Origin of the sequence: Planococcus daihaiensis (assembly GCF_049262615.1) — a bacterium.
Taxonomy (GTDB): Bacteria; Bacillota; Bacilli; order Bacillales_A; family Planococcaceae; genus Planococcus.
Genome location: NZ_CP175504.1, coordinates 2,916,721 through 2,935,023 on the forward strand (window position 1 = coordinate 2,916,721; position 18,303 = coordinate 2,935,023).

Annotated in this window: 20 protein-coding genes; 15 read left to right on the plus strand and 5 right to left on the minus strand. The window is 45.6% G+C overall.

Annotated elements, in window-relative coordinates; all coding sequences use genetic code 11:
- Window positions 1-82: 82 nt before the first annotated feature.
- From DHX103_RS14525 to DHX103_RS14535, 3 genes are all read left to right on the plus strand, one after another.
- Window positions 83-505: a phage holin family protein gene (locus DHX103_RS14525; protein ID WP_422124790.1), complete on the plus strand. Its 423-nt coding sequence runs from the start codon at window positions 83-85 to the stop codon at window positions 503-505.
- A gap of 6 nt (window positions 506-511) precedes the next feature.
- Window positions 512-1,429 (plus strand): N-acetylmuramoyl-L-alanine amidase, encoded by a 918-nt coding sequence (locus DHX103_RS14530; RefSeq protein WP_422122940.1) that lies wholly within the window; start codon window positions 512-514, stop codon window positions 1,427-1,429.
- Between the two features lie 193 nt (window positions 1,430-1,622).
- Window positions 1,623-1,955 carry a hypothetical protein gene (locus tag DHX103_RS14535; RefSeq protein WP_422122941.1) on the plus strand — a complete coding sequence of 111 codons (333 nt, stop codon included), beginning with the start codon at window positions 1,623-1,625 and terminating at the stop codon, window positions 1,953-1,955.
- Between the two features lie 235 nt (window positions 1,956-2,190).
- On the opposite strand, the gene DHX103_RS14540 is transcribed toward DHX103_RS14535, so the two are convergent.
- Window positions 2,191-2,400: a YozE family protein gene (locus tag DHX103_RS14540; RefSeq protein WP_422122942.1), complete on the minus strand. Its 210-nt coding sequence runs from the start codon at window positions 2,398-2,400 to the stop codon at window positions 2,191-2,193.
- 245 nt (window positions 2,401-2,645) lie between these two features.
- Window positions 2,646-3,248 carry a 30S ribosomal protein S4 gene (gene rpsD, locus DHX103_RS14545; RefSeq protein WP_422122943.1) on the minus strand — a complete coding sequence of 201 codons (603 nt, stop codon included), beginning with the start codon at window positions 3,246-3,248 and terminating at the stop codon, window positions 2,646-2,648.
- Between the two features lie 374 nt (window positions 3,249-3,622).
- On the opposite strand from rpsD, the gene megL reads away from it, so the two are divergent.
- Entirely contained in the window at window positions 3,623-4,837 is a 1,215-nt protein-coding gene (gene megL, locus DHX103_RS14550; RefSeq protein ID WP_422122944.1) for a methionine gamma-lyase, read from the plus strand.
- 109 nt (window positions 4,838-4,946) lie between these two features.
- Here megL and DHX103_RS14555 read toward each other — a convergent pair whose 3' ends face one another.
- Window positions 4,947-5,426, minus strand: coding sequence for a GAF domain-containing protein (locus DHX103_RS14555; RefSeq protein ID WP_422122945.1), 480 nt, complete (start codon window positions 5,424-5,426; stop codon window positions 4,947-4,949).
- 14 nt (window positions 5,427-5,440) lie between these two features.
- Complete coding sequence (hisJ, locus tag DHX103_RS14560) at window positions 5,441-6,247, minus strand: histidinol-phosphatase HisJ (RefSeq protein WP_422122946.1); 807 nt, start codon at window positions 6,245-6,247, stop codon at window positions 5,441-5,443.
- A gap of 152 nt (window positions 6,248-6,399) precedes the next feature.
- Here hisJ and ezrA point away from each other — a divergent pair, with 152 nt between their 5' ends.
- The 11 genes from ezrA to DHX103_RS14615 all read left to right on the plus strand — a co-directional run bounded on the left by ezrA (window position 6,400) and on the right by DHX103_RS14615 (window position 17,483).
- On the plus strand, window positions 6,400-8,103 hold the full coding sequence (gene ezrA, locus DHX103_RS14565) for a septation ring formation regulator EzrA (RefSeq protein WP_422122947.1): 1,704 nt from the start codon (window positions 6,400-6,402) through the stop codon (window positions 8,101-8,103).
- A 55-nt stretch (window positions 8,104-8,158) separates the two neighbouring features.
- Window positions 8,159-9,280: a cysteine desulfurase family protein gene (locus tag DHX103_RS14570; RefSeq protein ID WP_422122948.1), complete on the plus strand. Its 1,122-nt coding sequence runs from the start codon at window positions 8,159-8,161 to the stop codon at window positions 9,278-9,280.
- Window positions 9,270-10,472, plus strand: coding sequence for a tRNA uracil 4-sulfurtransferase ThiI (gene thiI / locus DHX103_RS14575; protein WP_422122949.1), 1,203 nt, complete (start codon window positions 9,270-9,272; stop codon window positions 10,470-10,472). The genes DHX103_RS14570 and thiI overlap by 11 nt, the downstream gene beginning before the upstream one ends.
- 106 nt (window positions 10,473-10,578) lie before the next feature.
- Window positions 10,579-12,150: an acyl-CoA synthetase MbcS gene (gene mbcS / locus DHX103_RS14580; protein WP_422122950.1), complete on the plus strand. Its 1,572-nt coding sequence runs from the start codon at window positions 10,579-10,581 to the stop codon at window positions 12,148-12,150.
- Between the two features lie 399 nt (window positions 12,151-12,549).
- Window positions 12,550-13,485 carry an EamA family transporter RarD gene (rarD, locus tag DHX103_RS14585; RefSeq protein WP_422122951.1) on the plus strand — a complete coding sequence of 312 codons (936 nt, stop codon included), beginning with the start codon at window positions 12,550-12,552 and terminating at the stop codon, window positions 13,483-13,485.
- 59 nt (window positions 13,486-13,544) lie between these two features.
- Window positions 13,545-14,558 (plus strand): signal peptide peptidase SppA, encoded by a 1,014-nt coding sequence (sppA, locus tag DHX103_RS14590; protein WP_422122952.1) that lies wholly within the window; start codon window positions 13,545-13,547, stop codon window positions 14,556-14,558.
- 12 nt (window positions 14,559-14,570) lie between these two features.
- Window positions 14,571-15,149, plus strand: a complete 579-nt coding sequence (locus DHX103_RS14595) for an RDD family protein (RefSeq protein ID WP_422122953.1) — start codon at window positions 14,571-14,573, stop codon at window positions 15,147-15,149.
- A 35-nt stretch (window positions 15,150-15,184) separates the two neighbouring features.
- On the plus strand, window positions 15,185-15,691 hold the full coding sequence (gene tpx, locus DHX103_RS14600) for a thiol peroxidase (protein WP_422122954.1): 507 nt from the start codon (window positions 15,185-15,187) through the stop codon (window positions 15,689-15,691).
- A gap of 52 nt (window positions 15,692-15,743) precedes the next feature.
- On the plus strand, window positions 15,744-16,667 hold the full coding sequence (locus tag DHX103_RS14605) for a class I SAM-dependent methyltransferase (RefSeq protein ID WP_422122955.1): 924 nt from the start codon (window positions 15,744-15,746) through the stop codon (window positions 16,665-16,667).
- 71 nt (window positions 16,668-16,738) lie between these two features.
- Entirely contained in the window at window positions 16,739-16,924 is a 186-nt protein-coding gene (locus DHX103_RS14610) for a hypothetical protein (RefSeq protein WP_422122956.1), read from the plus strand.
- A 139-nt stretch (window positions 16,925-17,063) separates the two neighbouring features.
- Window positions 17,064-17,483 carry a universal stress protein gene (locus DHX103_RS14615; protein ID WP_422122957.1) on the plus strand — a complete coding sequence of 140 codons (420 nt, stop codon included), beginning with the start codon at window positions 17,064-17,066 and terminating at the stop codon, window positions 17,481-17,483.
- Between the two features lie 121 nt (window positions 17,484-17,604).
- Here the strand turns inward: DHX103_RS14615 and DHX103_RS14620 are convergent, their stop codons facing one another.
- Entirely contained in the window at window positions 17,605-18,102 is a 498-nt protein-coding gene (locus DHX103_RS14620) for a universal stress protein (RefSeq protein WP_422122958.1), read from the minus strand.
- Between the last annotated feature and the right edge of the window lie 201 nt (window positions 18,103-18,303).

The window sequence follows — 18,303 nt, forward strand, 5'->3', positions numbered from 1 at the left end:
ATAAGAGAGGAAGATCATGATGGGCAATTTGTTTTTACTAACTATTGGAGGTGTCGATTTGGAACATTTAGAGGTAGCACGAATGTATTTATTTGGACCGGTTAAGTTTTTGGATTTTTTAATGCTGTTGATGGCCATTGATATTGTGACGGGGATCTTCAAAGCAATAAAAAACGGAAACTTATGGTCGAGAAAGAGCCTGTTCGGTTATTCCCGGAAGATACTTATTTTTGGTGTCATCATTGTCGCCAATATCATCGATCAGATTTTGGGGCTGAACGGAGCGATTACTTATGCAACTGTGGTTTTCTATATCGCAAATGAAGTGCTGTCCATCACGGAAAACCTTGCTGAAATTGGCGTTCTGGTTCCAAAGGAAATAGCAGAAAAGTTGAAGGTCATGAAGTCTGATGAAACATCGTCTCTCGGAAATCAGATGAAAGAAGAATTGACAGGTAGCGGGGTGGAAGAGGAACTGAACTCTACTAAACGGAAAGGGGAATGATTAGGCATGACTAAAATCCAAGACTTGCGCAGCATCACGCCAAGGAGCAATCCTACTCGGAGCGAATCAAAAATAAAATTCATCGCCCGGCACCACTCCGCAACTGCAACTGGAGACTGGTTCACGTTTTGGCCGTACTGGAACAAGACGCGCGGGTGGGGTACAGGGGGGTATGCCGAAATTATCTTGAGAGATGGAACGGTTCAGCTCTGCTATGATCCTCATGAAATCACGAATGGTGTGGCGAACCACAACACCTCTGTTTATAACATTTGTGTGGTCGGAAATGGTTCATTTACTGCTGCACAGGAAAAGGCGTGGCATGAGCGCTGCCATGTGGCATTGAAGCGTTTTGATCTTCCGGTCAGTGCGGTGAAAGGGCATAATGAATTTAGCGGCACAAACACTTCTTGTCCAGGAATCAGTATGAATACTGTGAGGAAAGCACTCGGAAGTACGCAAGTCGTACAGCCCTCGGTTACGGAGTCGATTGTCGATTATTTGAATGCCGAGGGTCAGAATTCAAGTTACCCGGCACGTGAGAAATTAGCCATTCAATATGGCATCAGTGGTTATGAGGGATCGGAAGAACAAAATGTCTTGCTGCTGGATAGAATCCGTTCAGGTTGGAAGCCATCCGCAGTAAAACCAACACCCGTAACACCAGTATCCAAACCAAAGGAGGAAGAAGGTATGTTAAAACAAGCAATTGTGATTGGCAGCTTGAATGATTACGCAGCGGCAGAAATACTGGCCATCCGGAGAGGTATTCCAATTTTTCCCCGGAATGCAATTAAAGACGAAGTGGCCAAAGAGTTGATTATTGTCGGTGGAGATCCAAAAGGATTGAAAGCTGATAAGATTACGAATCTGTCTGGCGGCACACGTTTTGAAACTGCAGAGAATGTCGAAAAGTACCTGTAATATAATAAGAATTAACTAAGGGTAAACCATAGTACTTATACACGAAAGCCTCTCAGCGGAAACTGGGAGGCTTTTTTTTATTCTTTTTTATGCATCCTTAAAGTAAAAACTAAATTAGATATACTGGATTATATTGTGTTTACATAATTAGTAAGTTAGAGTAAAAATAAAAGTCTCAAGGGGGCAATTTGACATGCATAAATTTAAAAGTCTAGTTTTCATTCTATTATTAGTTAGTTTATTAACTGCGTGTGGCGGAGAACACGCTGAATTTTATGACGACATGGCAGAGGTGCGGGTCTTAGTACAGACGGCTTACGACGACGATATGCGCAAGTTCACACCGCAAGAGCATGCGCTAGGACTAAAGCTAATTTCCGCTGACCGACACGACTTCGATTTATACAGCGACGAGCAGGCGGTTAAAGTTGACCATCATCTGCTGTTCATGGACTACGCCGATTTTGCGCGTGGGAATGGCGACGCAGACTTCATAGACACGCTCGACAAGTACGCAGACGAATAATTATTTTTCCGCACTAAAAGAATCTAAGTATTAACGGAGGTACGGCATGAGCACAATGTTGACACCTAAGCAATTGGACCACTTTGAGAACATGATCTATTTACCAATGATCCTGACAATCCTACATAAAGATAGAACGTTAATAGATAATTGCGATTTCAAATTAAAAGGGCCATACCTTCAGCAGGGGATAGTAGAAGAAAACCCCCAACCATGATGGCAGAGGGTTTGTTTACTACTGGGTTGTGTCAGAATAAAATTTAAAAGCTTCTTTGTATGTCCTCATCCACCCATCAGATGCACGTGCATCTTCCAGGTAGTTAAATATCTCTTTGTACGATTTAGTTTCTGGAAAATTAGGATCCGCGGCTACTTCTCTTGCAGCATCTCCAATAGGTAAATCAACTTCATTAAATTTTAAAAGCCATTGTTTGAACGTCAACATTTTCAATTCCTCCTTTGAATAGGTTAAGTATATCTTAATAACCCTCAGCAATCATTTTTTATAACGCAGTTTCAAATTTCTCTGAGAGCGTCTGTCCACTAATTTTAATATCCCCCAAAAGCTCCCCCAAATTCCTACGGGGGCCTACAAGAGTTTACAAAGCTATAAAAACAGAAAAACCCTGAAACCTTTGATTTAACAAGGGTTTCAGGGTTCTCAAGACTAACGTTTAAGAAACGTTTTCCTTAACGTGAGTAGTACTCAACGATCAACTGTTCGTTGATTTCAGCAGACAATTCGCTGCGTTCTGGGTAGCGTACAAATGTACCTTCTTTTTTGTCAGTGTCAACAGAAACATATTCAGGAACAAAGCTGTTCACTTCAATTGATTCGTTAACGACATCAAGGTTGTTTGATTTTTCACGGAAAGTGATCGTTTGTCCTGGTTTAACGCTGTATGACGGGATGTCAAGGCGTTTGCCATCAACAAGGATGTGACCGTGGTTTACCAATTGGCGAGCCTGGCGGCGAGTGCGCGCAAGACCTAAACGATAAACAACGTTATCAAGGCGAGCTTCAAGCAAGATCATGAAGTTTTCACCGTGTTTACCTGGCATTTTACCAGATTTGTTGAACAAAGTTTTAAATTGGCGTTCAGTAACACCAAACATGAAGCGTAGTTTTTGTTTTTCCTGAAGCTGCAAACCGTATTCAGAAACTTTTCTGCGTTGGTTAGCTCCGTGTTGACCTGGTGCGTAAGGGCGTTTTTCTAATTCTTTACCTGTTCCTGAAAGGGAAATTCCCAAACGGCGGGACAGTTTCCATGCTGGACCTGTATAACGAGACATAGTAGTCTCCTCCTCTATTGTTGGTTTTTAGAGTAAAATAAAAACCAGATGCATTCATGCTGCAAGCCATTTTATAATCTTGTATCTTCGCTCAGCAGCCAAGAGTTACGCGATACACCTCTATAGTCCGGACGCAGGCATCAAGCGAAGCCTGTGTTGGTCATATAAGGAATAAAATGGACGAGCAGGCACATACAACTGCTGCGATTATTTTACACAAAGCATAGTATAACCGATTTTATCTTCATTAGTCAATTGTTAGTCAATTGCTATTTCTTACTAAGACGAAAGGTGTCTTTTCTTTTACAGGGATTCGCGGTAGAATGGAATTGATTAATGTAAGCGCTTTCTATTTATGTATAAGGGGTGTAAAAATGGAAAAGTCTAAAATGAGTATGGAAACTGCGGTGATTCACAAGGGTTATGATAGCGCAAAGCATCATGACAGTTTGGCAACACCGCTTTATCAGACATCAACGTTTTCATTTGCCACGGCGGAAGAAGGAGAAGACCGTTTTGCCGGCAATAGTGAAGGCAATATTTATTCGCGGCTCGGCAACCCGACCGTCCGTGTGCTGGAAGAACGGATGGCCGATATCGAATACGGCGAAGGGGCGCTCGCATTTGGTTCCGGCATGGCTTCGGTCAGTGCAATTCTGATCTACCTGACGAAAGCCAATGACCATGTGCTTTGTTCCCGAGGGATTTACGGTTGCACATTCGGTCTTTTGGAAATTATGGAAGAGAAATATGGCATCACCCATGATCTGGTTTCGATGATCACGGAAGAAGAAATCGAAGCGGCGATCAAACCTGAAACGGTCTGCATTTATGTGGAAACACCGATCAACCCGACGATGGAACTCGTCAATTTGGAGGCAGTCATCAAGGTTGCCGACCGGCATGGGATCCGTGTAGTCGTCGACAATACATTCTGTTCCCCGTATCTGCAGAATCCCCTGAAAATGGGAGCGGATTTTGTCCTCCACAGTGCCACAAAATACCTCAATGGGCACGGGGATGTCATTGGAGGCATTTTGGTGGGCAAAGATGGTGAGGAAATGCAGCATCTGCGTATGACCGTCCAAAAAGATGTGGGAGGCATTATGTCGCCATTTGATGCCTGGCTTCTGCTGAGAGGCCTGAAGACATTGCATGTCCGAATGGATCGCCACATTGCCAATGCCGAGAAAGTGCTGCAGTTTTTGCAGCAGCAGCCAGGGGTGACGAAAATTTTCTATCCAATGGATGCCAGCCATCCGCAATACAGTCTGGCTCAAAAACAAATGGCGAAAGGCGGCGGACTGATTTCGTTCGAACTCGAAGGCGGCAAGCGGGAAGCGCAAAAATTCATGAATGCCTTGTCACTCATTAAAATTGCAGTGAGCCTCGGGGATGCCGAAACGCTGATTCAGCATCCGGCTTCGATGACCCATGCGGTGGTTCCGGAAGCTGCCAGAAATGCAATGGGAATTTCCGAGTCCTTGCTGCGGATTTCAGTCGGATTGGAAGCGGCTGATGACATTATCGCTGATTTGACAGGCGCTTTTGAAAAAACGGCACCCAAGGCGAAATTGCAGGGAATCTGAAAAATGCAAGTCCATCCTTGCTCTCTTCACCAGATTAGAAGGAACCAATAGAATCTATAGGTCAAGCCAAAGAAAAACCGGAAACTCTTCAATAGAGTTTCCGGTTTTTCTAGATGTGGCGCATTAAAATTTCAGTGAAAGCTTCGAGACCTTCTTGGTCTTCCGCTGAAAAGCGGCTGAGTTCCGGGCTGTCGATGTCGAGTACGCCAATGACTTCGCCGTCTTTGATCAACGGAACAACAATCTCCGAACGCGAAGCTGCGTCGCAGGCGATATGGCCGGGAAACTGGTGAACATCTTCTACCAGCATGGTCTTCTGTTCAGAGACGGCGGTTCCGCAGACGCCGCGGCCAACCTGAATCCTTACACAGGCAGGCAGACCCTGGAACGGACCCAAAACCAATTCGCCTTCTTCCATCAAGTAAAATCCGGCCCAATTGATGCGTTCCAAAAATTGATTGAGCAAAGCGGCTGCATTGCTTAAATTCGCAATACTGTTTTTTTCGCCCGTCAGCAACGCATCAAGCTGTTTGCCGAGCATTGAATATTGCTCGGCGCGCGTTCCACTGTAATCTGTTTGAGTAAACATGGAGACCCTCATTTCTATATCATAGTGGATTCATTATAAAATTTATCATGATGCTTATGCAAGCCTTCGACATTGTGAGCGTCGGAACCGAATACCAATGGGATTCCCAACGATTTTGCATAAGGAAGATAAGCTTCCGGCGGATAGGGTTCACGGCATCCGGGTTTAGATAAGCCGGCACTGTTTAAATCAATTTCGCAATTGCTTTGAGCAATATGCCGGAACAGTCTTTCTATCCGTGCCTGATCGTCAATCTTTTCGCCGTGGTCAAGCTGGAATTTGTGTATCAATGTCGGATGGCCAATGCGCTTTGGTTTATAGGGGCCAAGGTCTGCCGACAGGGAGGCTTCAACGGCATCGTAATAGCGGTCATACAGTTTACTGGTTGATCCCGCAATTTTGGCAGCCTCGAAAAACACCTCTTTGCTGAAATCTATACATATATAACGGTTATCAAATTTCAGAAAGTGTACGGACAGAATCGAATCATCGAGCCTTGGCCCGATTTGATTCAGAAAATCCTGTGTTTCCTGCTCAAAGCCTTCGATGAAATCAATTTCAAGTCCGGTGCGAATGCGGATATCCCTTTTATAAGTTTCTTTCACTTTATCAACGGCATCCAGGTAAGCCGATAAAGTGGCAGAATCCATCCCGCTGTCCTTGTCAGGCGTCGTATCAGTGAAGGACGGCGGAAGGGGTGCGTGCTCTGTAAAACTGATATCGGTAAAACCGGATTTTATCGCTTTTTCCACATAAGCTTCCAAGGTGTCTTTTGTACCGTGTGGGCAATAAGGGGAATGGATGTGCGCATCTCTTTTCATTGTAAAACCTGCTTTCGAATAAAATGAAAAATTTTTGGGATTTATTTTTTTTTCGCGAACACAAGTGGCCATTACATGTTAAAATAGGAGTATCTAGAATTTTATCTACATAGAGCTGGAAATGTGATTTTGAACAGGGGGCTATATGACTTATGGTGAAGTATATCATCATTGCGGTCATCATTCTATTAGCGTTAATAATCGTCGGCTTTATGTTTCGTAAGAAGCATCACGCGGAAATTGAGCGCTTGGAACAGTTAAAACTGCAAATACAAAACAAACCGATATTAGAAGAACTGACAAAAGTGAAACAACTGAATATGAACGGCCAGACCGAAGAAATGTTTGAACGCTGGCGCGCAACTTGGACTGAAGTGATGGATGTACATATTCCGCAAATTGACGGCCTGCTTTTCGACGCTGAAGATGCAGTCGACCGTTTCAGTTTCGGGAAAGCATCCCTTTCTGAAAGGGAAGCCGATGAAAAAATTGGTCAAGTCGATCAACAGATGAACGAAATCCTTGTTGAACTGGAAGAACTGATCGGCAGCGATGAAAAAAACCGCAGTGAGATGGATCTTCTCAGAGACCAGTACAGAGGCGCCCGCAAAAGCCTTTTGGCACACCAGCATTCTTACGGCGCTGCAGCTGGCCCGCTCGAAAAGGAACTGGAAACATTCACTCCTCTGTTCGATAAGTATGATGGGCTGACAGCGGAAGGCAATTATTTAAAAGCACGCGAAATCGTCATCAGCCTATCCGCTGAAGCCAAGCATATCTTCCGGCTGATTGAAGTCATTCCGCCGCTGCTTGCGGACATCCAGTCAAAAATTCCTTCCTATATAAATGAACTGCGGAATGGCATCCGCGAAATGGAGTCTCAAGGCTATTACCTGGAACACCTTGAAATTTCGACTCAGCTTGATGCGATGGAAAAAGAACTCGCTGTGGCGAAAGAACAAGTGATCAGTCTTAATATTGAAGAGCCGAAAGCTTCTGTTGAGGAAATGAAGGAAAAAGTGGATTCATTTTATGAACTGCTCGAAAAAGAGGTCGAATCAAAACATTACGTAGATCAGCATAAAAATACAACAGCCCAATTGCTGGAAAAAGTTACTGCTGAAACAAGGGAAATGTCGGATGAATGTGCTGTGGTGCAGCAAAGTTATAAAATCCAGGAGCAGGATGCGAAAATTCCAAAAACCTGTCTGGAATCTCTTGAAGAGCTGCAGAAACGATATGATATGCTGCATTCCCGCACGCTGGAAGAACAATCCGCTTATTCAAGCCTCCATACCGAGTTGAGCGAAATCCGCGCCGAGCTGGAGACGATCAATGCCACTCAAGGCAGTTTCTCGGAATCGCTGAAAAGTCTGCGGACGGATGAGCACGAAGCGCGCGCAACACTTGAAGTCCTGAAAAGGAAATTGCAGGAAACGGACAGAATGCTTCACAAAGCCAACACGCCAGGAATTCCGGAAGAGATGGATGTCCGGCTGGAAGAAGCGGAAGAAAACCTGTTCGTAGCGATGCAAGGCTTACAGGAAGTGCCGCTGAATATGAAATTGGTGGATAATTACCTGGTGAAAGCGCAACGCTCCATTGAAGAAGTGGAAGAGAAGTCGGTTGAAATGGTGGAAAATGTCCAATTGATTGAGCGCATTATCCAGTACGGCAACCGTTACCGGAAGACAAATCCGCAAATGAACCATAAATTGATGGAGGCTGAGGAATCTTTCCTTCAGCTCCGCTATTCGAAAGCACTGGAAGAAGCTGCCACAGCAGTGGAAAGCTTTGAACCGGGTTCGATGAAACGAATCGAAGTGCTTGTTAAAGAAAATGCATGGCGCATGTAAAAAACTTGAAACCACCAGCTCCCGTGCTGGTGGTTTTCTTTTCGGAGGCAATAGGATGATCTATCTGGATAATAGTGCAACAACGAAACCCAAAAGAGAAGTACTGGAAACGTTTATGACAGCGAATGAGGATTATTACGGTAATCCGGCATCCCTTCATAAAATGGGCAATGACGCGGAAAATTTACTGGAGTCTGCCCGCAGGCAAATTGCACAATTGCTGCATATGGACCACATTGTTTTTACTTCAGGTGGCACTGAATCGAATAACCTTGCGTTAATTGGCACGGCCAATGCTTATCGGCACCGGGGCAGCCATATTATATCTGCTGTGACAGAGCACGCATCCGTTTTGAAAACTTTGGATGAACTCGAAGGCAGGGGCTTTGAAATCACCCGGCTGCCGGTCGACCCATCAGGCCAAATCGATTTGGAAGAGTTGAAGAACAGCCTGAGAAGCGATACGATTCTTGTATCGTTGATGCATGTCAACAATGAAATCGGCGTCATCAATCCGATTGCAGAAATCAAAAAAATTATAAGCACAACACGCGCCTTCCTTCATACAGATGCCGTCCAAAGCATCGGCAAAATCCCGTTTGACCCGAATGCCATGCCCGATTTATTGACGCTGTCTGCTCATAAAATTCATGGCCTTAAGGGCAGTGGTCTTCTCGCTTTCAATAATCGTGTCCAGCCGGCAGCAATCGTATACGGCGGCGGTCAGGAAGGGGGCCATCGCAGCGGAACGGTGGCGGTTCCCCATGCGGCCGCTTTGGCAAAAGCGTTGAGGCTGGCGCAGCCGAATCCGCTGTTCGCGGAATGGAATAAGAGCCTGCGGGAATTTTTCAATTCATTTGACGATGTCAGGATCATCAGTCCGGAAGGTGCTGCATCGCATATTCTTTCTGTTGCCCTAAGAGGTGTTAATGGAGAAGTGCTGGTTTCAGGGCTGCAGGACGAAGCGGTGCTCGTATCGACATCGAGTGCCTGTTCTTCGAAAAACACGGAAACCAGCCACGTCATTGAAGCGATGAGCCTGCCGCCTGTTTACAGAGACGGGGTTATACGGATCAGCTTCGGCTCATTTACGACGCAACAGGAAATAATCGATTTTCAACAGGCATTCAAAAAGGTCCACCGGATTATCAAAGGAGTTCGACATAATGAAAACTAATCAAATCCTCATCAGGTACGGTGAGCTCTCGACAAAAGGAAAAAACAGAAGCTCCTTTATCGGACGTCTTCGAGACAATATCCAACATACGTTCAGTGATCTTGGAAAACTGAAGATCAAAGCGGAACGCGACCGCATGTACATCAATTCAGACAGCGAAGAGGATATGGAACAAGTGATAGCGCGCCTGCCAAAAGTTTTTGGCATCCAGTCATTCAGTCCGGTTACGGAAACGGAGCTGTCACTGGAAGCGATGCAGGAAGCCGCCAAGATTTTGGTTGGTAAAATGGATAAAGAAGGAAAGAGTTTTAAAGTTACTGTCCGACGCGCCAATAAGGATTTTGAGCTGCAAAAACCGGAAATCCTCCATGGCATCGGCTCTCATGTGCTGCGGGCATTTCCGGAATTGTCGGTCCAGATGAAAAATCCGGATATCGATTTGAAAGTGGAGATCCGTGAAAAAGCCGCTTATATGACGGCGGAGGTCATTAACGGAGCCGGCGGTTTGCCGATCGGAGCGGGAGGCAAGGCATTGCTGATGCTGTCTGGTGGCCTCGACAGCCCGGTCGCAGGCTATCATATGCTTAAGCGGGGCGTCAGATTGGAATTGATACATTTCTTCAGCCCGCCGTTCACCAATGACCGAGCGAAAGAAAAAGTTTTTGATCTGGCGCAAAAATTGAGCGAGTTCGGCTCATCCGTTAATCTTCACATTATCCCTTTTACAGAACTCCAGCAGGAAGTTCATAAACAAGTGCCCGACAATATCACAATGACTTCCACGCGCCGCATGATGATGAGGGTCGCAGACGGAGTGCTGAAAGCAACCGACTGCAAAGCGATTATCACCGGTGAAAGCCTGGGGCAGGTGGCAAGCCAGACCCTCGAAAGTCTGTACGCGATCAACGCAGTGACCAATACGCCTGTTTTGCGGCCATTGATTGCCACAGATAAATTGGACATCATCGATACGGCGATGCAAATCGGAACTCACGATATTTCGATTCGGCCATACGAAGACTGCTGCACAATCTTCACGCCGGCAAATCCGAAAACAAAACCGAAATTGGAAAAAGTGGAGTATTACGAGGAATTTGTATCCTTCGATGAGCTGATCCAGGAAGCTGTCGACAACCGGGAAATCATCAAGTTTCCAAGACCCAAGCAGACTGAATTCGACGATTTATTGTAAAGGCCGCCAATGGGCGGTCTTTATTTATATTGAATTATTTTGAATACTAAAATTATTGCTGTACAATAATTTAGGTAAACAGCAAATAATTCAAGGGGGTTTCAACATGGACCGGGAAGCATTACTGGCACCGAAAGAATATAATCTTGTGGATGAAATCGAAAAATTTGCAAACGGCAGCGGAAAATTAGCGATCGTCTGGGAGAATGACAAAGGCGATTCGAAAAGGGTCACTTATGATGAGTTGATGGCGTCGGCCAATCGTGCCGCCAATAGTTTTCAAAAGGCGGGACTCCAAAAGGGCGATGTTGTGCTCGTCATGGTGCCGAGGCTCATTGAAGCTTATGTAGCTTATATCGGAGCACTGAAAGCAGGGCTCACCGTTATTCCGAGTTCGGAGATGCTGCGCGCCAAGGATATTTCCTATCGATTGAATCACAGCGGAGCAAAAGCGGTCATCGCTTATGAACCGTTTATGGACCAATTCAACGACGTTCCGGAAATGGAGCGTGTGGTGAAATTCGTCATCGGCAATTCCGACAGTTCCTGGGTTTCGCTGACCAAAGAAATGGAAGCGGCGTCCGATCAATTTGATAAAGCGGAAACCACCAGCGATGATATGGCGTTCTTGTCCTATACCTCGGGCACGACCGGCAACCCAAAAGGAGCCGTACATAGCCACGGCTGGGCTTACGCGCATCTGCGGACCTCTGCAGAGCATTGGCTCGGTGTCAATGAAGGCGATTTGGTGTGGGCAACAGCAAGTCCCGGTTGGCAAAAATGGATCTGGAGTCCGTTCCTGGCCACTTTAGGCAGCGGCGCAACCGGCTATGTCTATAACGGGAAATTTGATCCGGAAACGTATTTGCAAATTCTTGAACGGCAAAAGATTAATGTGCTGTGCTGCACGCCGACAGAATATCGGCTGATGGCAAAACAGAAAAACTTGTCCAGCTTCGATTTGTCTTCACTTCACAGTGCAGTGTCCGCCGGTGAGCCGCTCAATGCCGAAGTCATCAATGTATTCAAGGAACATTTCGGGCTGGAAGTGAGAGATGGTTATGGCCAGACAGAAAATACGCTGCTTGTCGGCGTTATGAAAGGGATGGAAATCCGCATCGGCTCCATGGGCAAACCGACGCCGGGCAATAAAGTGGAGATTGTTGATGAGTTCGGCGAACCGTGCAAGCCTGGCGAAGTCGGAGATATTGCCGTCCACGCCGAAACACCCGCCTTGTTCAAGGGCTATCACAACGATGATGAACGGACGAAAATGCAATTCCGCGGCGATTATTATATTACCGGAGACAAAGCGTCAAAAGATGACGACGGTTATTTCTGGTTTGAGGGACGCGGCGATGACATCATCATTTCTTCCGGTTATACGATCGGGCCGTTCGAAGTGGAAGATGCATTGGTCAAACATCCCGCTGTGCAGGAATGTGCGGTAGTCGGTTCGCCGGACGAAATCCGGGGCACCGTCGTAAAAGCGTTTGTTGTGTTGGTGGAAGGAGCCGACGAAACCGACGAGCTGGTAAAAGAATTGCAGAATCATGTCAAAGAATTAACTGCACCTTATAAGTATCCGCGCTCGATCGAGTTTCTGGATGGATTGCCGAAGACTGCATCCGGCAAAATCCGCCGGGTCGAACTTCGCCAGAAGGAAATGAATAAATAAGTGAGCAGCACAGCGATGCAGGAGCAAGGGCTTTCCTTTCGCCCCTTCCGCTTATGCTTTCCAAATAAATATAGGTTTCATATAGAGAATATAAAATTCGTTGCCCAAATTATTATTAACATTCTGGAGATATGGAGCAAAACAGCGAAGACGCCCAGGGGGCCAAGCGAAGTGCTGAGATCCACTCGGGCGTTAAGCCCGAGTTAGCTCAGCGCGAGCCCCAGGCAAGCGAAGCTGTTTTGCGGAATATCGGTTATCAGGTCCTATCATACTAATTTAATATGCTAAAGAGCAGCCGAAATTTCCGGCTGCTCTTTTTATTGCCTTCGTTCTGCTTGGAGCCTATAATTGAATAATATTTCGTTTTGCAAAATAACAATAGAATGGTGAGTATTGCATATGGCTGATGAGAAAAAAGGGATAATCTATACAATACTGACTTACGCGATGTGGGGAGTCCTTCCGATTTATTGGAAGCAGCTTGGACATGTTCCGAGCGATGAAATCCTGGCAGCGCGAATTTTTTGGGCATTCTGGATAACGGTGGCCTTCATATTCGCCATTGGCGGCCATAAAAAGCTGCTGGCGGATCTGAAAAGCCTCTGGAAATCAAAGAAAGCTTTTTTTACATTGATGCTGGCATCCTATCTGATTACCCTGAACTGGTTTCTCTATATTTATGCCGTTACCAGTGACCGGATAGTCGAAACAAGTCTCGCCTATTACATCAATCCGCTGGTTTCCATGCTGCTCGGTGTGTTCTTTCTGAAAGAAAAATTGACGCCTGCCATCAAGTTTGCATTTGTGCTGGCAGCGATCGGCGTGGCAATCCTGACCGTTTCCTATGGCTCGTTTCCCTGGATGGCCGCCGGCATGGCATTCAGTTTCGCATTTTACGGGCTGATAAAGAAAACAATCAAATTGAATGCACTTCGCGGATTGGCACTGGAAACGCTGTTTGTTCTGCCAGTCGCCACGGTCTTTTATATTTACCTGTTCGTAATCGGCCGGGCTTCCTTTACAACAGTCAGCGCAGAAACCGATTGGCTGATGATCCTAAGCGGTGCTGTCACAGCCCTGCCATTATTTTTGTTTGCAACCGGCGCGCCGCTCATCCCGATGTATATGATCGGGTTCCTGCAGTATATTGCGCCCACAATGATGCTCATCATCGGGGTAATGATTTACGGGGAGGAATTTAACCGGATCAGCTTGATCTCCTTTTCATTTATCTGGGTGGCCTTGATCCTGTTTACAGCTTCGAAAGTGGCTGAAGCACGCAAAATCAGGAGAGATAAGGTGCAAAAACCGATTGTTTATAATACAAAACAATGAAACATTTGAGGGACTATGTCGTATAGTTATATAGAAGAAAAGAATGGAGGCAAATTTTTATGAACGCAAAAAGGTGGATCGCGCTGGTAATAGCGGCAGCGGTGCTTGTGGTGTCATTACTGGTGAATTCAATGTTTACAATTTTTCAGAATGACTTTACCCAAAACTTTGATGAAATGTTGACAGAGCAGAGCGCTGGATTAGATGAAAGCGTTCTTGAAGACGGCAGTTCCAATTCGCGGATTGCGGTGCTGGAAGTGAACGGCGCCATTCAGGATACAGGAGCAGCATCTCCGTTGCTGGGAACAGCAGGTTATAATCATGAATTTTTCCTGGAACAATTGGATCAAATAAAGTTGGACGATACGGTTAAAGCGGTGATGCTGAAGGTTAATTCACCAGGCGGCGGCGTGGTTGAATCAGCAAAAATCTATGACGAAATCACGGAAATACAAGAAGAGACAGGGAAACCGTTCTATGTGTCGATGGGGGCGATGGCAGCGTCAGGCGGTTATTACATCGCTGCACCGGCTGAGAAAATTTTCGTCAACCGGGAAACATTGACAGGTTCAATCGGAGTTATTATGCAAAGTATCAATTATGGTGAACTTGCAGAACGCTACGGAGTGGATTTTGTGACGATTAAATCTGGCCCATACAAAGACATTATGAGTCCGACTCGTGAAATGACGGAAGAAGAGCGTGCTTTATTGCAGGAAATGCTGGACGACTCTTATCAAAACTTTGTCGATATCATCGTTGAAGGGCGCGACATGTCTGAAGAAGAAGTCCGCGCAGTTGCCGATGGCCGCATTATGAATGGTCGCCAGGCAGTAGAAGCGAACCTCGCAGATGACGTTGGCTATGCCGAAGATGTCCTCGAACATCTTCGAAATGACTTTGGCCTTGAAAATGCCGAAGTTTTTGAATACGGTACTTCACAAAGCTGGGCTTCATTATTTTCCGTGAAAGTCCAATCACTGTTTGGCGCCGACTTGGAAACACAGATGTTGACGAAACTGATGACCGAATACAGCTCGCCGCGCATGATGTATTTGTACGGTGATAAATAAGGAGGGGCGATCATGGCAGATAATAATATTCCTGAAAAATCAACAGTTGTTGAGTCGGGGGCCAATCGCCCCGACGAATTGCAATACGAAGAAGTGCAGTTCTACGAACGCAAACCAGCCGGTTTCTGGGTCCGTTTTTGGGCCTACCTGATCGATTTGCTGGTGATTTCAGCCGTAACGTCGATATTGTTAAAGCCCGTTTTTGCTCTGCTCGGAATCGATACCGGCAATGTTCCGTGGTATGCGCCGTTTGCGATTCTGTCGGCAATTTTGTTCTATGCCTATTTTGTTTTGATGACAAAATTCCTGGGACAGACGCTGGGCAAAATGATTTTCGCCATCAGAGTGGTGTCGCTCCATCACGATACGCTGGATTGGGGCACGCTGCTGTTCCGCGAATGGATCGGCCGATTTATTTCTGCAACCGTTCTGCCTCTTTATTTTATCGTTGGGTTTACCCCTTTAAAGCAGGGTGTGCATGATTATTTCGCGGATACGACGGTCGTTCATGAGCAATCATTCAGAAAACGGCGGATGATGCAGAAAATTCGTCATGAAGGTTCTGGGTTGCAAGAGAAGCGCGCATTTTAGTATGATGAAATCAATACGAAAGGGAGGCGTTCTTATTGGTACAAGTTACATTCAGTGGAAATCCTGTTACCTTACCGAACAAAGAAGTTAAAGTTGGGGATGCATTACCGAATTTTACAGTGCTCGCCAATGACATGAGTCCTGTTACAGCACAGGATACTGCAGGGAAAATCAGGTTGTTCAGCGTATCGCCTTCATTGGATACCAGCGTTTGTTCCGACCAGGCGAAACGCTTCAGCGACGAAGCTTCATCACTCGGAGACAATGTGGAAATCTATTATGTAACCTGTGATTTGCCGCCTGCACAGAAACGATGGGCTGAAGTCAATAAAGTCGATAACTTGACTTTACTGTCAGATCATCGGGATCTTTCTTTTGGGGAAGCCTTCGGAGTGACGATGCAGGAACTGCGACTCCTGGCCCGTTCAGTATTCGTTGTAGATGAAAACGATAAAGTGACACATGTGGAATATGTTCCAGAAGGAACGGATCATCCTGATTACGAAAAAGCGCTTCAAGCAGTAAAAGAACTGACAAAATAAAACTTGAAACCCACTCATTTGAGTGGGTTTCCTTATTGAGGACGGCGAAATGATGAATTCATCCATGGAAAATGTATTTAATTTTATCGATCAGCACACTGTTGAAATCCAGCAGAAAGAGGATAATTCCTATCTTGAAAGTTTATTGACGACCACCGAGAAGTGGCTGGACGGAATCATTCAGCCCGAGGGGGATGCCGGCAAGGAAGATATCCGCAAAGCGATTCAGCTTGCAGTTCTGAAAGGCATGAAAGAGCACATTCAGCCGCATCATCAGATGACGCCGGATGCGTTGGGCTTGTTGATGGGTTACCTGGTGGAGTTATTCGTGAAAAAAGAGCAGGCGACGATCCTTGATCCGGCTGTCGGAACAGGAAATCTGCTGCTGACCATCATGAATTATCTGGATGGCAAGTTGCTTGGAGCCGGGGTGGAAATTGACGATCTGTTGATCAGACTTGCTTCAAATATCGGCAATCTGGTGCAGCAGCCGATTAAACTGTATTTGCAGGACGCGTTGCAGCCTTTATTGATCGATCCGGTGGATGCCGTCGTATCCGACTTGCCGGTCGGTTATTATCCTTCTGAGGAAAATGCGGCATCTTACGAATTGAAAGCGGAGGAAGGCATGTCCTATGCTCATCATTTATTCATTGAACAGTCGATGAAACACACTGCGGATGGAGGCTACCTGTTCTTTATCGTACCGAAGGCGCTGTTTGAGTCACCCATGGCCGATCAGCTTCACAAGTATTTGAAGAAAACAGCCTATATTCAAGCAGTGATGGAATTGCCCGATACTCTTTTTAAAAACTCTTCCCACGCGAAAGGGATCCTCGTTTTGCAAAAGAAAAAAGAAGGCGTTCAAGCACCAAGAGAAGTGCTTTTGGCGAAAGTTCCGAATATGTCCAAACCGGAATCAATGGCCAAATTCTTCACACAGGTAAATAGTTGGTTCAAAGAAAATAAAGGTTGATTTGGCAGAAACATGCTATACTGGTGGTAGCAGAAATGTAATGCCAGACCAATTGAAAAGAGGGATGACACGTGAGTGAATCCAACGAGACACCAAAAAAAGTGAGTTTGCAGGAAGCTGTAAAACGTCAGCTCGAAGCCAAGAAAAATCAGGCTTCCGGCAACAAAGGCAGCGGCAACGCATCTTTGGAAACGAAAAAGATGAAGAGCCAGCAAACTAAGAAAGTCAATAATACCCGCCGTAAAATGGGTGTGTGACAAATGAAAAAGGCAGGCCCACAAGGGTCTGCCTTTTTCTGTATTTAGTTTCTTGGTTTGAAAAGAAGGGTTGCAGCCAATTGTATAGAAATAGGTTAAAGAGACCGGAAACATATTTCCCATTCGAGGAGTGGAAGTTATGTACAAAACAATCTTATTGGCGGCAGATGGCTCGGAAAATTCATTGCGTGCGGCCAGGGAAGCAGTCAAAATTGCTTCGATGACAAAAGGGTCGGAAGTGACGATTCTATATGTCATCGACCATAACGAAGCGCAAAGCGAAGAGATACACCGAGGAACGCCTCTCGAAGTTGAAAAGGCGCGACAGAAAAAAATAGAGCCCATTACAGACTTGCTGCAAAGCAAAGAAATTTTTTACAAGAAGGAAATGATTTATGGTATTCCTTCCCATGTGATTTCTGAATATGCGAATGACCGGAATTTTGATATTTTGATTATGGGGAAAAGGGGCTTGAATCCGATGCAGGAGATGGTGCTGGGCAGTGTCAGCCGCTCCGTGCTGAATAAAGTCGATGCGCCGGTGCTCATTGTGAAATGAACTTACAGCGGCTTGGTCGCCGGGCATGCATGAAGGATGGGATAGACGCGTTTCAAACTCATTATTTAAGACATCAAATAAAGCCTTTTCCAGAAACGGAAAAGGCTTTATTTGATGTTAATTACTTAGTAGTTGGATTTTGCTCTTCATCAGCGATTGCTTTTAAGTCGGCAGGAGCATCGTCTGTCCGGACTACGAGCACGTCGCATTTTGCTGAGCGGACGATATGTTCGGATACGCTCCCGATAAGGAAACGTTCGACTGCATTCAAACCGGTCGCACCACAGATGATCAGATCTGCTTCAACCTTGGCAGCCAGATCCCGGGAGATCATTGTTTTCGGAGAGCCGTAGTCAACGAGGATATTGACGTTTTCAACTCCGGCTGCAACGGCCTCTTTTTTGTAGTCCGCCAAAAGATCTTCAGCGAATTTCTGTGCTCTGTCTGCGATGGAGCGATCATAGGCTTCGATTGCTGCAAATGATCTCGTGTCGATGATATTGACCAGGTTCAAAGTTGCGTTATTGCGGGTTGCGATTCCCACGGATTTTTTGAAAGCCCACTCCGCTTCTTTCGATCCATCAACTGCCACCAAAATTTGTTCATATTTTAATGTCATAATAGCATTCCTCCCTATCTAATTATGAAATTCGATATCGGTGGGCACAGCTCCTTCTTTTTATTGAAAAAATGCTTGAAATATGTGACAGAAAAATGGGAATCAAAATTCGGCCTCCATATATGTGGTGATTTGCTTTAAAGCGCCATAGGCGTAACGGCTTATTTGGTTTTCCGGTTAAGTCCCTTAATATACTATTCT

Bases quoted from the DNA above. Each gene is read 5' to 3' on its own strand.
- DHX103_RS14615 (WP_422122957.1), top strand. From the start codon at position 17,064: ATGTACAAAACAATCTTATTGGCGGCAGATGGCTCGGAAAATTCATTG.
- thiI (WP_422122949.1), top strand. From the start codon at position 9,270: ATGAAAACTAATCAAATCCTCATCAGGTACGGTGAGCTCTCGACAAAA.
- sppA (WP_422122952.1), top strand. From the start codon at position 13,545: ATGAACGCAAAAAGGTGGATCGCGCTGGTAATAGCGGCAGCGGTGCTT.
- ezrA (WP_422122947.1), top strand. From the start codon at position 6,400: ATGGTGAAGTATATCATCATTGCGGTCATCATTCTATTAGCGTTAATA.
- rarD (WP_422122951.1), top strand. From the start codon at position 12,550: ATGGCTGATGAGAAAAAAGGGATAATCTATACAATACTGACTTACGCG.
- DHX103_RS14530 (WP_422122940.1), top strand. From the start codon at position 512: ATGACTAAAATCCAAGACTTGCGCAGCATCACGCCAAGGAGCAATCCT.
- DHX103_RS14555 (WP_422122945.1), bottom strand. From the start codon at position 5,426: ATGTTTACTCAAACAGATTACAGTGGAACGCGCGCCGAGCAATATTCA.
- DHX103_RS14605 (WP_422122955.1), top strand. From the start codon at position 15,744: ATGAATTCATCCATGGAAAATGTATTTAATTTTATCGATCAGCACACT.
- DHX103_RS14525 (WP_422124790.1), top strand. From the start codon at position 83: ATGTATTTATTTGGACCGGTTAAGTTTTTGGATTTTTTAATGCTGTTG.
- mbcS (WP_422122950.1), top strand. From the start codon at position 10,579: ATGGACCGGGAAGCATTACTGGCACCGAAAGAATATAATCTTGTGGAT.
- DHX103_RS14620 (WP_422122958.1), bottom strand. From the start codon at position 18,102: ATGACATTAAAATATGAACAAATTTTGGTGGCAGTTGATGGATCGAAA.
- DHX103_RS14595 (WP_422122953.1), top strand. From the start codon at position 14,571: ATGGCAGATAATAATATTCCTGAAAAATCAACAGTTGTTGAGTCGGGG.
- megL (WP_422122944.1), top strand. From the start codon at position 3,623: ATGGAAAAGTCTAAAATGAGTATGGAAACTGCGGTGATTCACAAGGGT.
- DHX103_RS14535 (WP_422122941.1), top strand. From the start codon at position 1,623: ATGCATAAATTTAAAAGTCTAGTTTTCATTCTATTATTAGTTAGTTTA.
- DHX103_RS14540 (WP_422122942.1), bottom strand. From the start codon at position 2,400: ATGTTGACGTTCAAACAATGGCTTTTAAAATTTAATGAAGTTGATTTA.
- rpsD (WP_422122943.1), bottom strand. From the start codon at position 3,248: ATGTCTCGTTATACAGGTCCAGCATGGAAACTGTCCCGCCGTTTGGGA.
- DHX103_RS14570 (WP_422122948.1), top strand. From the start codon at position 8,159: ATGATCTATCTGGATAATAGTGCAACAACGAAACCCAAAAGAGAAGTA.
- hisJ (WP_422122946.1), bottom strand. From the start codon at position 6,247: ATGAAAAGAGATGCGCACATCCATTCCCCTTATTGCCCACACGGTACA.